We start from the raw sequence: 12818 nt of genomic DNA on the forward strand, positions 1-12818 counted from the left end.
TCTCCATCTTTCAAATCGCTTATTCACGTAGATTAGGGTCACCGGAGGAAAGTGACCCTGAGTTATATTTTGAAGGTAAAGGGGTAAATTAGTATATCCTTAGTGAAAATATGATTAACAGATATATTTGCGTCGGCGAGTATTAATAATGCATGAAGCTTGCACCGACAATAATCAATAGAATGAATAGCACTACAATTAGGGCAAATCTTGAACTAGAGTTGTTGCTACCTGAATATTCCATTATCTTTTCCCTCCTTTCTTTAATCTATAGTATGTATAGTTGTAGAAAAGGGGAAAGGTAATCATCTAATCTATTTATTTTTTCGAAATTTATATTTATGAATAGAAATAGTTTTAAAATAGAAAAAGGTCACTCGGATAACAGTGACCCCGAAATGAGGAAGGATAAATTAGTTTCCTTTCCTATTACAGCATATTTTACATAGAAGATCATGTTGAAGGCTTTAGCTTTATCCACTCATGAATATTTCGAATAAAAGCTAAAGCCTTTTTAACATTAAAAAAAGAATGTTAAATTAATACATGAAAGTAGCGCCGACAATGATTAGAAGGATGAATAGAACAACGATTAGCACGAATGTAGATCCGTAACCTCCGCCAGAGCCACCAGAGCCACAATTGTAATTACCCATATTTCCGTAGTATCCCATAAATATTCCTCCTTTCTACAACCTATAATATGTACAGTTGTGGAAACGAGGAGAGTTAATCATCCAATCCATCCTTATTTAGTTGGAGCGGCCATTTCAGAAGAAAAATTTTTCTCAAGATTTTCTTTTGTTTCAGCATTGACGGTTTTTTCCTTTGCTTCTGCTTGTTCGCTAGCGGGAGCTTCATCTTTAGAAGAACATGCGGTTAGGAGTAATGTAGCCATTGCTCCAATATACAAAAATTTCTTCAATGCTATAACCTCCGTTATTGTTAGTTACGTTTTAGCTTGCACATATTACTCTTAGAATATAACGGAATTGGCAATGATAAAATTTGGATTTGCAGCAAAGAATGATTAATGGTTTTTAATTGCAGAAGCAATGCGTTCTGGGTAAACATGATCTAGAATCTCGATCGCTAAAGAAGATTTGTCATTCAAACAACAATCTAAAGTAAAAAAGTTTAATTATTTTCTTTATTTCATTTCAGAATCGTGTTTCATAATAATTTGAATCGTCAAGAACGCACTAACTAAAGCCGTTATCAACAGTAAAATCCCATCAGCATGAAGAATGTTAAAGCCGTAAACAATGCTCCCACAAATCACACAACTTAAAGTATTCAAACCAAATAAAATACCCCAAACAACTTCTTTAAATCGTTTATAGGCTCTATTGCCTGTTAGAAATTTGATATAAAAGAAACAAATCAGTCCTATGCCTAACACGATCATCAAAGAAGTAACGAAAGATGATGTAAAAGTAATCGGTTCCTCCCGTGCCATATCAACAGCAATAACATTCGTGAAATTAACCATATTGAAAGTAACTATACAAAGAAAAACGTAAAAGAACAAAATCCATTCGGCTACATATACCATCGGAACGATAAATTTTTTCAATACAGACGTACTAACCATACAAACTCACCTCCTTAAATTTGATATTTTTGGTTAAGACGGAAAAAGTAGATAAGAGTTTCATAAGGGACTGAATGAATACTATAGCTACAAAAGTATGCTAAAAAAGAGGCCAAATTAAGTCTCTTGGCTGCGCCGACAAATCGAAAAGAAATTTCCACACGGCAATCATCTTTCTTGCCAGTCTACGTGGTTAAACAATAAGTGGGAGTGTAACTAAATTCTGAGAATTCAAAGTGGAATCTGTAAATTAAACAAGATTTACTCATTAAACAGTTATAGATAATGCAGTATAAACCGCATCCAATGTCCAATACTAAAGCTGTTTTAAAATATTCAGCATGAGAAAGGTGGATTTCATCAGTGAGGTTATTAACAGTGGGAATTATAGGCGCTGCTGCTATTTTTGGTGTACTGAAACGTTTTGGGCTAACAAACAATGCACAACAAATGACACAAGAAACGACCAGTACAATTAGTAGCAAATAGTAATCCACTTACCGCCAATACACCAAAACAGTAAGTAGAATAAGCAAGATCAGCTTATAGACCTTTCTTTTTCCAATGGTCTATAAGTTTTTACATAAAAAACACAGATAAAAATGAGGAGTAATTATGACGAATTATCAATTAATATATGATGTTTACAGTTATACCCATGTACAATATGATTGTCTAAAGAATGTAAATGAAAAGGATGATTAAAGTTGTTACAAATAAGAAGGGTTTATAAAGAAGATTTTCCTAACGGTAAAAAAATTATCTATCAATACACCTCCGATTACTACTATGATGTTTCCTATAAAGAGCGCGAAAATGGCTGGGTAATTGATTTTACATTAAAACCTTTTAACAAACCCTTTCATAAATATTTAGAGGGAGACATTTTTGAAGATTATATTGAAGGTATTGAATGCTATATTGCTGAGTTTGATGGAAAAGAGGCGGGAATAGTTAGCTTCAGTCATGAAGAATGGAATAATGTGTTAAGAATTAATGATATTCATATTTATCAATCTCATCAACATAAAGGGATTGGTAGCAAGCTTATGGCTTTGGTCAAAAAGCGAGCAGCAGAAAAAGGGGTGAGGGCAATCATTTTAGAAACGCAAACTTCTAATTATCCCGCCATACAATTTTATATAAAGAATGGATTTCACCTTATTGGATGTGACCTATTAAGTTACTCAAATAATGATATTGAAAAAAGGGAAGTTAGAGTTGAAATGGGACTTGTTCTTGAAACATAATTATCGAAAAAAGGGAGTTTACGCTAAGGAAAAATATCATTATGCAGGAGATTTTCCAAATGGCTTGGCAATTAAATATGCTTTCGTACATACTATGATGTTCTTAGGCTGGATTGTCGATCATGACCTATTCAGTGAAGAATTTGAGGAAGATCGTATTAATGAAATTGAAAAGTTTAAGCAAAGAGCGCTGACAGGAACACAAATATATGAAATGTGGGATGGTGTTCTGTCTGAAGATAAGTAAAGCGATGAAGGAATGGAATTTGTGAATGATTATTTTGATTTCGAAAAGGGGCTGTTTTTACATGATTATGAAGCAACGTTACCACGAGTGGAGGCTAGTCAAAGTAGCAAAGGACCAAATTTAAGCTCTTTATAGGATTAAAAAAGGGAGAACATGTTTCAAATCGTGTTCTCCCTAACTTTATTTATCGACTTTGAGTTTGAAGAGCTAATTTAACTCCTAATCCTATATAAACGAAACCGACAGCCTTTTCAAGCCAACGAGAGCTACTATTTGTTCTCGTAAAGATTTTTTCACCAATAAAGCTTGTAATGATGGCTAATAAAATAGTATATAAAGCGCTCAAGACAACAAAGGTAATACCTAAAATCAATAATTGTACAGTGACTGATTGTCCATTAGGCTGAACAAATTGTGGTAAAAATGCTAAGAAAAATAATGCCGTCTTTGGATTTAATATTTCTGCTAAAAAACCTTGTCGGAACGAAGTACTTGCAGGGCTTTGTTCAACAGTTGGTTTTTCAAGTTTTTGTGGTTTTGTTAGTAGCATTTGAATACCTAAATATACAAGGTAAGCGACACCTATATATTTCACTACTTCAAACGCAGTGGCAGAATTCATTAAAATAGCTGATAAACCTAATACAGCAGCTAATGTATGAACTAAGTCACCTAGCCCAATGCCTAATGCGGTGAAAATACCGTTCTTTTTACCACCTTTCAGCGTTTGCGTGACCGTGATGATAACAGCAGGACCAGGAATTAAAAATAAGAGAAGAACTATTGCGATAAAAGATAACATGCTTGACCATCCTATTCTAATAAACTTAACATTCCATCCATGCAATCAGAAGATTGGGAGAATATAATGCAAAAATATTATAGTCTATCTGCTATCTGACTGTCGATAAAATACTGAAAAATTATGAATGCAACTAATAATGGTTCTTCATTATAACGTGTGGTTGAAATCCGTTCCGACTGAACGCCCACACGTTTGGTGAAAAGCCCTAATAATTAAAAAAGGGAAAATTAGTAATTTTAATATAAAGTTGTGTATGATTGAAATATAGTGAAAGGATTGAGGTGATAAATTGAAAACAATGAGATGGAATTTTTCTTTTGGCATTCAAATTATATTAACTGTTTTTATTATAATGATTAGTATGTATTGCATTATATCTAAAGATTTTACTTTATTGTCTTTGTCACAGGTGTTGTTAGCACTGACCTTTATCATTATAGGGCTTCGAGAATGGAAAAAAGCAAAAAACTATGTAAGCATACTCTATTTCGGTGTTGCAATTTTTATATTATTTGTTGTTGTACAATCGTTTATTGCTTATTAGAAACATGTTCATAGGGAGATGTAACAATGAAGAATGAGAATGTGATTGAAATCGTTAGAAATGTAGATCAACTAATGGTTCCGCAAAATTTTGTCGGGATAGGTTCTACTCGAAAGGTGTTTCGATTTAAACATTGGGTTATCAAAAAGCATTTACACGAAATTGGTTATTTACAAAGTCGAAATGAGCAAAAAATTCATCATGCATTGAAAGAGAAAGGATTAGCCAATTACATAGCCCCTATTTTGTACTTAGATGAAAAAATCTCCATACAACCATATGTTCAAGCGTTACCCTTGGTTAATGGTGAAACATTTGACATAGATTTTAATACTGATTTGCGTATCTCCGCTAATTTAAAGACAGCAATCGAAGAAATAGATCGTGTTCATGACGGATTTGACTTTTTAGATAGCAGTAATTATGGCAAAGATGAGCATGGTCAATTGATTTTAATAGATTATGGCATGACAAAAACTTTATATGAAACAAAATGGATTCCACTCGCAGAAGCGGGCGTGTTACCACAAATTTATTTTGAGCCATGTATAGTATGTGGCGTAGAAAAAGAGCTTAGAATATATGGTGAACATGATACAGATAGAAGATGTTACGAATGTGGAAAAGAATAAGCCGAATCCAAGACGCACGTTGAAAGAAATTAAAATAGTACCAACTACTAATAATTAGTGATAGAATTAGATGACAAATCCATTGGAGGTTTTAAAATGTTAGATATTCAACAAATACAAGAAGTCATTAGACATCGTTATCCTTTTCTTTTAGTGGATAGAGTACTGGAGTTAGAAGAGGGTAAAAAAGCGGTAGCAATTAAAAATGTAACGATAAATGAAGAATTCTTTAATGGACATTTTCCTAATTATCCAGTAATGCCTGGTGTGCTTATTGTGGAAGCGTTAGCCCAAGTCAGTGCCATTATTATGCTTACAAAAGAAGGTAATCAGGGAAGACTAGGATTACTAGCAGGTATCGATAACTGTCGTTTTAAAAAACAAGTGAAGCCTGGTGATCAGCTACGCCTCGAAGTCGAAATTACACGCTTAAAGGGTGCTATTGGTAAAGGACGAGGAATTGCAACTGTTGACGGAGAAATAGCTTGTGAGACCGAGCTTATTTTTGCATTTGGAAACTAAGCCAATTTTTATACTTGATATAAGAGTGCTGCAAAAAATGATTGCAGCACTTTTGTTATGTATTAAAAACAATCCATTACGTCACGGAATATACATAAAAAACCAATAATAAAGACTTGAAGCGAAATATATATAAATGATATACATAAATTAACATAAAGAAGACCAAAAAAGACAAGAAAGGGGTATTTTATATGTCGGAATGCACACCATTTATAAAAGGTATACCTGATAAAGATGTAAAGTTTTCCGTTATAATACCTGCTCACAATGAAGAAAATTATATTGGAGAGTGTTTAGAGTCAATTGCAAAGGCTGCACAACCATTTAAAAATCAAGTTGAAGTGATCGTTGTCTTAAATCGTTGTACGGATAGGACGGAGGAAATTGCACAATCCTACAACTGCGTGACATTAAAAAATGAAGATAAAAACTTATCCAAAATTAGAAATGCTGGAGCTCTGTTGGCAAAAGGCGAAATCCTGATTACAATTGATGCCGATAGTCGAATGACAGAAAACCTGTTATCTGAAGTTGAAAAGCACTTAGTATCCAATCAATACATTGGTGGTGGTGTGACCGGAAATTTTGAAAGAATGTCCTTAGGTATAGTAGTTTCAACCATGCTACTAATTGTTCCCTTACTGTTCAAGTATGGTTTTATTTCGGTTGGGGTATTTTGGTGCTATAAAAAAGACTATCAGGCAATTAACGGTTTTAATGAAAATATGCTAATGGCAGAAGATGCTGATTTTGCAAAGCGGTTAAAAGAATGGGGCAAGAAAAACGGAAAAAAATATGGAACGATTAAAAACGGAATGATTACTTCCTGCAGACGATTTGATCATTATGGGGACTGGATGTTACTGAAACGGCCTGATATGATTTTAGCTTATATCAAGGGCACTAATCAAAAGGCAGCTGATGAAGCCTATTATGATGATCAAGCGAGATAATGTATTACTCAATGGCTAGTCTCCCAGCTTAAAAGTCATTGGACTACCACTAATTAATATCCATCACCTTTATTACAGGTATTATAGGAATTTCGAGGCACTTCACCAAAAGTTGTGGATGACATTTTTTTGAAATATATGCCTTGTATATAGTTGATTGGAGTGGAGACTGGGCGACTCTTTGGGGATTAGCAATAGAGGAACGAATGCTAAAACCATCACGTCCTGTGATAACGCCTTCGTGACCAACATCGTGTTGGCCCGAGACCCTGGAGCGAGCAACGCGAGTGAAGCGGCTCATCGGACGCCCCCAGTCGGAACGGAAATCAACCACACGTTATGGTGATGAGCCAATTGAAAGGGTGATGAGTGTGAGTAATAAGACTAAAAACATAATCATGTTTCTTCTAGGCTTTTTCACATTTTTTATTTTATCCACTTTATATCGCTTTTTATTCTAAGGCAAGAAGATAAAAATGCGAACTTTCCGCAATAATTACTTATTTTGTTAAGGTATTTTATTTCAAATCCCTACATCACATACCACTTCATACGAAAATCTATTTTGTCTAGAAGCTAATCAATCTCAAAGAACCTACAGAGTCAACGAAATTTATAACAAGGTTAGTTACATGAGGTGCTATAAAAATAAAAGATGGATTTTGTCGAAAATAACATACAACGTTCATTCCTTCATATAATTTTAGTATCTGAAAGATTTGGGTGACTTTCAACAAATGTTCTCATTAAAGTACGGTGATTTACGCCGGAGAGGCATTTGGACAATAGATGTTTTTGCGCGAAAGAGAAGCGACAGCACCACCTCCTCTTTCGCTACAAAACGTTTGCTGAAAGAAGTTAAATATCAGGTAAACCAGTATGAGAGGGTGAGGGGGTTTGAAACATCCCAGCGCAAATATTTTAGAAAATAAAGAGGAATTATTTATACCTGAAAAAGCATTAAAAAAAGATTTTTGTGATCAATTAGTAACAAAAATTCATAAAAACATACTGAATGAAAATATAGCAAATGATGTATATATGTCATATTTTGTTATTTTCGATCAACGATATACATTGAAAGAAATTCGATATTTATTAGATGTTTTAAAATTGCAAGCAGATGAAATTATTCGATCTAAGCCAATTTATATTACATTGAGTGGTGTGATAATATCATTAATGGTCATAATTGCCTCTGCCATCAATACGAAGCTGGTCATTGGGATCTCACTTGTCCAAATTTTTGCTTTAGCAGTTTTAAGCTTTAATGTAGCTATTTTGTTTATCTCCTATAAAATAGAAAAAGAATATAAAAAAATAAATGAAGTCATAAAATTAATTGACTATTACTTAAGCTTTTATAAGTAGCTGACTTCTATTTTCTAATTCCGTTGCTATTCAAAACCTCCACCCTGAGTTCTCCAATTTTTACACATTGTAAAAATCAAAAATAAAGCATGTTATTTTTAAATCCTCAAATAATAAAGTACGAAATATTTTATTTGGGGAAGTGAAGATTTGAAAAAATTTTTCCTGTTGTTATTACCTATTTGCCTTTTAACGGTCTCTTTTTTTTATGTAAAAGTTAGTGCAGCCACATATGAAAATAAAGGACGAAAGTATTATGAAGAAGCAGGACAAATTGTTTGGGAAGTTAAAACGAATGAAAAGATGATTGCCATTACTTTTGATGATGGACCACATCCAAAGTATACACCTCAGATTTTAGATTTATTAGCCAAATACAATGCAAAAGCAACTTTTTTTATTGTCGGTCAAAATGCAGATAAAAATCCTGAAGTCGTTTCAAGAATGTATAATGACGGTCATGAGCTGGCCAACCATACATTTACCCATCCATTAAGGACGAATGTTCCAAACCTACTTAAGGAGATTAAGCAAACGAATGAAACCATTCATACCATCACTGGATTTAGTCCTACTTTATTTCGACCTGTTGAAGGACAGTATTCTGATGCGATGATTGAAGCGATTGCAAAAGAAAAATATAAAGTTGTAATGTGGTCATGGCATTTAGATACTTTAGATTGGAGAAGTCCTGGTACGAATAGAATTGTTGATACTGTGTTAAAAGGTGTAAAAGAAGGAAATATCGTTCTTTTTCATGACGGAGGCGGGAATCGTCAGCAAACGGTCAAAGCACTGGAAAAAATATTACCCGAACTTGAAAAGCAAGGATACCGATTTGTCACAGTCTCTGAATTACTCGACGTGCAGAATAATCACTAAAAAGGCAATAAAACAAGAATAATGAAAATCAGGCTAAACTGGATATAGCCTGATTTTTTATTGTTAAGGAAATGATTTATGAAAAATAGGTTAATTGTTGTGCGGTAAAAGGATTTTAATATGAGTCTTCTTATGAATCACGGTGGGTAAAATGGATAATTGACGCAGCGGAGAAATTATAGCGTTTATTCCTGTGGTACTAGAGCGTAGAAAAGGATCCTCACTAAAAGTTGTGGTGATGACGCTCATCGGACGCCCCCAGTCGAAAAGGAAATCAACTACACGTCATGGTGATAATACCAAAAAAAGGTATAATTACTATCATATATAGGGGGGATTGGCATTGAGTAAAATTGAACTGGTTGAATTAAATCCTGAAATTTTAGAGGGGGTAGGCAGCTTTTGTCTTAGAAGTAAGAAGAAATCGACGGGTTATATCAATAAAAATAAATGGCTGCATAATAGCTTTGAAGAGGGCTTGAAATATGTGCAAGTAATCGATAATAAAAAACAAGTAGGGTTTATTGAATATACTAAAGCAGAAAATTCCTCAAGAGTCGTTCACGCTGATGGTTATTTAGTGATTCATTGTTTGTGGGTAAGTGAAGTTGGAAAAGGCTACGGGACTCGATTGATCCGTAAATGTGTAGAAGATGCAAAAAAGCTAGCAAAAAAAGGTGTTGTCGTGATCACGAATTCAAAAACATCTTGGACGCCCAGTAAAGAGATATTTTTAAAAAATGATTTTCAAGTTATTGATTCAGCGCCATATGATTTTGAATTACTTGTCTATCCATTGAGCAACGAAGCCAAAAAACCATATTTTCCAACCGATTGGGAGGAGAGAATAAAAAAATTCAATCATTTAACGATCCTACGTTCATTCCAGTGTCCATACGTTGAAATTGCAACTGAAAATATTATAGCTGGTGCCAAAAAATTGAATATACCGGTTGAACTTATTGATTTCCAAGATAGAGGAGAGTTGATGGCATTATCGCCAACTCCGTATGGTATTTTTTCGGTCATTTATAAAGGACAGCTTATTTCATTTCATAGGCTAACAGTTCATTCAGTCATAAAAAAATTAAAAGCACTTACGTAAAAACTTAGTGCATTTACTATAAAAATACTAGTAAATTCGGTTGAAACTCGTGGGGTTATTAATGCTTATAAAAACACAATAGAAGTTACAAAAGGTGCATAATATAGAGTGAAATCAATTATCTATCTTCGGCACGAATGATAAGATAGTTTGATTTTTTACAAAGTATTTTCAAACGTCCTGCTTTTTGGCTATAGAACAAAGAGAAGGGAGGTAAACCTTTTGGTAACGATTCGCCAAAAATTAGTATCAGCTTCACAAGCAGTTAAAATTACAAGTGGTAAAAATAATGAAAAAAAATATATTGTCGTTCATGAAACCGATAATACGGGCGTTGGAGCCGATGCGGATGCTCATGCTCGCCTACAGAGCAATAGCAATAGCAGGCAAGCTAGCTGGCACTGGCAAGTGGATGATAAGGAAGCTATTCAATCATTTGAACATTTTTGGGAGTGCTGGGCGGCAGGAACATATACCGGTAATAAGCAAGGCATTCATGTGGAAATTTGCGTAAATAGCGATGGGGATTATTATAAAGCTGTGCAAAATGCTGCGACTCTTATTGCAAAAATAATAAAAGATGAAAATATCGCAATTCAGAATATTGTTCAACATCATTATTTTAGTGGGAAAAACTGCCCTCGAAATATTCGCGATGGAAAAATCTCTTGGTCTCAATTTATTGAAATGATAAAAAATGCTGGAGATATTCCAAAACCGTCAGCGGAGACGTCGAAGTATCGTGTCATTACGGGAATCTATAATTCCCTGAAAGCAGCAGAAAGCGCGGCACAGGTGATGAAAACAACATTTGGTTGGGTTGTTTACATTGAGCAAGATGACACAAACTATCGAATTAGAACAGGAACTTTTACAGGAATCAATGCAGCGAAAAATGCTGAAAACAAAATAAAAGCCGCAAAATTGGCGCAAGTTACGTATATAAATGATGCATAAGCGGATATTTGATTTCTATTAATCTATGAGGATTTTAGTTGACTGCTTCTAAGAAACGAGTAAAATAGAAAAGCAGTACCATTATATACCTTTAACTTAGCAGAGTGTAAAGGTGCCTTAGAAAGTCTGTCTAAAAGCACCTTTACTTTAATTAAAATCTAAAGCAATAACGCCTACATAGAATAAAGTGGATAAACAATATAAGCGATTAAGTAGAAAAGTTGCTTTAAAATGCTGGATTTTATGAAGATCGTTGAAAGACGAGATTTGTCTTGAAATTTTGACAGTCTTTTTCTTTTCGTCTTCTCCATAACCTGTTAAGATGGTAATAGTGTGACAACAAGTTAGTGTATATGAGAGTGGTGACAATCAAGATGGATGAACAGAAAAAAGATGGTATAGAGCAGCAACAAGAACAAAAACCGGCTGAAGTAAAACCGGCAGGGAAATTTATTCAATTAAAACCGTTTAAATTTATCATGCTGATGTTCTTTACAATCCTTATTACTTCAGGCTTAACGATATTTGCGTTAACATTCGGTGATAAGAATGTTGTTGAAGTGAAAGTACCGACTGAACGTGCAGAATTTAAAAAATTGTACGAAGCCTTCGATTTACTTAATAACAAATATTACAAAGATATCGATGGTGAAAAAGTGGTCGATGGTGCTATTAACGGCATGTTCGATGCTTTAGATGATCCGTATTCTGATTTTATGGTGAAGGAAGAAGCAGATCAATTTAATTCTGGTTTATCTTCTAGTTTCCAAGGAATTGGTGCGGAAATTCAAGAGCGTAATGGCTTTATTACAGTAGTGTCACCTATAAAAAATTCTCCTGCTGAAAAGGCTGGCTTATTACCGAAAGATATTATTTTAACGGTTGATGGGAAAAGCATTCAAGGATTCAGTGCTTCAGAAGCGGTAGCACGTATTCGTGGTGAAAAAGGAACATCAGTGGAATTAACCGTGAAACGTGGCGAAAATACTGAGCCTCTTAAAATGACAATTGTTCGTGATGAAATTCCAGTTGAAACGGTTTATGGTGAAATGCTTGATGGCAATATTGCTCATATCCAAATTACATCTTTCAGCGAAGAAACTGCAAAAGAGCTAGAAAAAATCCTTGCAGATTATGAAGGCAAAGGGATGAAAGGGATTGTCCTAGATTTACGTCAAAACCCTGGTGGTTACTTGCAAGCTGCAATAGAAATTTCGAATCTATTCGTTCCAGAAGGTAAACCGATTGTTCAGGTTCAAGAAAAAGGTGAAGAACCAAAAATCACAAATGCAATTGGTGGTAAAAAATATGATCTTCCTGTGACAGTTCTTGTCGATGGTGGTAGTGCATCTGCATCTGAAATATTAGCTGCTGCATTAAAAGAATCTGTTGGTGCTAAAATTGTTGGAGAAACATCATTCGGTAAAGGTACCGTGCAAAATGTGATACCATTAAAAGATGGCTCTAACCTTAAATTCACAACAGCTAAATGGTTAACACCAAATGGTAACTGGATTAATGAAAAGGGCATTGTACCAGATGTTAAAGTGTCATACCCTCCTTATGCATCATTACCATACTTGGATCCATCTGTGGAAATGAAAAAGGGCGTGCAGTCTAACTCTGTAAAAGCGGCACAAGAGATGCTAGAAGTTCTAGGATACAAGCCAGGTAAAGCAGACGGCTTTTTTGGTCAATCTACAGAACAAGCAGTGAAAAAACTGCAAGCTGCAAATGATCTTGAAGAAACTGGTGTTTTAACTGGCGATACAACGTATGCTTTAATGGATGCATTACGTGTAAAAATAAAAGCAGAGGATCCTCAATTGTTAAAAGCAAAAGAGCTGCTTACTGGTACGCCAGCAAAAACTGAGTAAACTACAAACTAACAAAGTAGCTGTCGCAGCAGGCGTTTCTAACGACCTCTGGCGACAGCTTTTTTCATAGGAGGAA

The 12818-nt window shown here is 34.5% G+C and carries 17 protein-coding genes; 12 read left to right on the forward strand and 5 right to left on the reverse strand.

Going from position 1 to position 12818, the window contains the following annotated elements; translation table 11 throughout:
• Positions 1-142 precede the first annotated feature (142 nt).
• The 4 genes from BFJ97_RS23520 to BFJ97_RS08175 form a co-directional block, all read right to left on the reverse strand.
• Complete coding sequence (locus BFJ97_RS23520; RefSeq protein WP_083226959.1) at positions 143-244, reverse strand: YjcZ family sporulation protein; 102 nt, start codon at positions 242-244, stop codon at positions 143-145.
• 295 nt (positions 245-539) lie between these two features.
• Positions 540-656 (reverse strand): YjcZ family sporulation protein, encoded by a 117-nt coding sequence (locus BFJ97_RS08170; RefSeq protein WP_139114412.1) that lies wholly within the window; start codon positions 654-656, stop codon positions 540-542.
• A 92-nt stretch (positions 657-748) separates the two neighbouring features.
• Entirely contained in the window at positions 749-925 is a 177-nt protein-coding gene (locus BFJ97_RS24625; protein ID WP_175401711.1) for a hypothetical protein, read from the reverse strand.
• A gap of 225 nt (positions 926-1150) precedes the next feature.
• Positions 1151-1594, reverse strand: a complete 444-nt coding sequence (locus BFJ97_RS08175; RefSeq protein WP_068984158.1) for a hypothetical protein — start codon at positions 1592-1594, stop codon at positions 1151-1153.
• A 363-nt stretch (positions 1595-1957) separates the two neighbouring features.
• Here BFJ97_RS08175 and BFJ97_RS25420 point away from each other — a divergent pair, with 363 nt between their 5' ends.
• From BFJ97_RS25420 to BFJ97_RS08185, 3 genes are all read left to right on the forward strand, one after another.
• Positions 1958-2083 (forward strand): hypothetical protein, encoded by a 126-nt coding sequence (locus BFJ97_RS25420; RefSeq protein WP_302621788.1) that lies wholly within the window; start codon positions 1958-1960, stop codon positions 2081-2083.
• Between the two features lie 218 nt (positions 2084-2301).
• On the forward strand, positions 2302-2844 hold the full coding sequence (locus tag BFJ97_RS08180; RefSeq protein WP_068984159.1) for a GNAT family N-acetyltransferase: 543 nt from the start codon (positions 2302-2304) through the stop codon (positions 2842-2844).
• Positions 2834-3091 (forward strand): DUF7832 domain-containing protein, encoded by a 258-nt coding sequence (locus BFJ97_RS08185; RefSeq protein WP_068984160.1) that lies wholly within the window; start codon positions 2834-2836, stop codon positions 3089-3091. The genes BFJ97_RS08180 and BFJ97_RS08185 overlap by 11 nt, the downstream gene beginning before the upstream one ends.
• Positions 3092-3275: 184 nt before the next feature.
• Here BFJ97_RS08185 and BFJ97_RS08190 read toward each other — a convergent pair whose 3' ends face one another.
• Entirely contained in the window at positions 3276-3893 is a 618-nt protein-coding gene (locus tag BFJ97_RS08190) for a LysE family translocator (RefSeq protein WP_068984161.1), read from the reverse strand.
• Between the two features lie 364 nt (positions 3894-4257).
• Here BFJ97_RS08190 and BFJ97_RS25650 point away from each other — a divergent pair, with 364 nt between their 5' ends.
• The 9 genes from BFJ97_RS25650 (at position 4258) to BFJ97_RS08240 (ending at position 12742) form a co-directional block, all read left to right on the forward strand.
• Complete coding sequence (locus BFJ97_RS25650; RefSeq protein ID WP_223554431.1) at positions 4258-4440, forward strand: DUF3953 domain-containing protein; 183 nt, start codon at positions 4258-4260, stop codon at positions 4438-4440.
• 26 nt (positions 4441-4466) lie between these two features.
• Positions 4467-5072: a protein kinase gene (locus tag BFJ97_RS08200; RefSeq protein WP_083226961.1), complete on the forward strand. Its 606-nt coding sequence runs from the start codon at positions 4467-4469 to the stop codon at positions 5070-5072.
• 96 nt (positions 5073-5168) lie between these two features.
• Positions 5169-5594 (forward strand): 3-hydroxyacyl-ACP dehydratase FabZ, encoded by a 426-nt coding sequence (gene fabZ, locus BFJ97_RS08205; protein ID WP_068984162.1) that lies wholly within the window; start codon positions 5169-5171, stop codon positions 5592-5594.
• 194 nt (positions 5595-5788) lie between these two features.
• The gene (locus tag BFJ97_RS08210) at positions 5789-6550 is read left to right on the forward strand and encodes a glycosyltransferase (protein WP_068984163.1); all 762 of its coding nucleotides are present in this window, start codon (positions 5789-5791) and stop codon (positions 6548-6550) included.
• Between the two features lie 897 nt (positions 6551-7447).
• Entirely contained in the window at positions 7448-7921 is a 474-nt protein-coding gene (locus BFJ97_RS08220) for a hydroxymyristoyl-ACP dehydratase (RefSeq protein ID WP_254660138.1), read from the forward strand.
• A 150-nt stretch (positions 7922-8071) separates the two neighbouring features.
• The gene (locus BFJ97_RS08225) at positions 8072-8803 is read left to right on the forward strand and encodes a polysaccharide deacetylase family protein (protein WP_068984165.1); all 732 of its coding nucleotides are present in this window, start codon (positions 8072-8074) and stop codon (positions 8801-8803) included.
• Between the two features lie 343 nt (positions 8804-9146).
• Positions 9147-9908: a GNAT family N-acetyltransferase gene (locus BFJ97_RS08230; RefSeq protein ID WP_068984166.1), complete on the forward strand. Its 762-nt coding sequence runs from the start codon at positions 9147-9149 to the stop codon at positions 9906-9908.
• Positions 9909-10130: 222 nt separating this feature from the next.
• Positions 10131-10865 carry an N-acetylmuramoyl-L-alanine amidase gene (locus tag BFJ97_RS08235; protein WP_068984167.1) on the forward strand — a complete coding sequence of 245 codons (735 nt, stop codon included), beginning with the start codon at positions 10131-10133 and terminating at the stop codon, positions 10863-10865.
• Positions 10866-11239: 374 nt separating this feature from the next.
• Positions 11240-12742 (forward strand): S41 family peptidase, encoded by a 1503-nt coding sequence (locus tag BFJ97_RS08240; RefSeq protein WP_068984168.1) that lies wholly within the window; start codon positions 11240-11242, stop codon positions 12740-12742.
• Positions 12743-12818: the final 76 nt, after the last annotated feature.

The organism is Lysinibacillus xylanilyticus, assembly GCF_001708185.1.
GTDB lineage: Bacteria > Bacillota > Bacilli > Bacillales_A > Planococcaceae > Lysinibacillus > Lysinibacillus xylanilyticus_A.

Coding starts and splice junctions, on each gene's coding strand:
- BFJ97_RS23520 (WP_083226959.1), bottom strand. CDS start 244: ATGGAATATTCAGGTAGCAACAACTCTAGTTCAAGATTTGCCCTAATT.
- BFJ97_RS08170 (WP_139114412.1), bottom strand. CDS start 656: ATGGGTAATTACAATTGTGGCTCTGGTGGCTCTGGCGGAGGTTACGGA.
- BFJ97_RS08175 (WP_068984158.1), bottom strand. CDS start 1,594: ATGGTTAGTACGTCTGTATTGAAAAAATTTATCGTTCCGATGGTATAT.
- BFJ97_RS08190 (WP_068984161.1), bottom strand. CDS start 3,893: ATGTTATCTTTTATCGCAATAGTTCTTCTCTTATTTTTAATTCCTGGT.
- BFJ97_RS25650 (WP_223554431.1), top strand. CDS start 4,258: ATGTATTGCATTATATCTAAAGATTTTACTTTATTGTCTTTGTCACAG.
- BFJ97_RS08200 (WP_083226961.1), top strand. CDS start 4,467: ATGAAGAATGAGAATGTGATTGAAATCGTTAGAAATGTAGATCAACTA.
- fabZ (WP_068984162.1), top strand. CDS start 5,169: ATGTTAGATATTCAACAAATACAAGAAGTCATTAGACATCGTTATCCT.
- BFJ97_RS08210 (WP_068984163.1), top strand. CDS start 5,789: ATGTCGGAATGCACACCATTTATAAAAGGTATACCTGATAAAGATGTA.
- BFJ97_RS08240 (WP_068984168.1), top strand. CDS start 11,240: ATGGATGAACAGAAAAAAGATGGTATAGAGCAGCAACAAGAACAAAAA.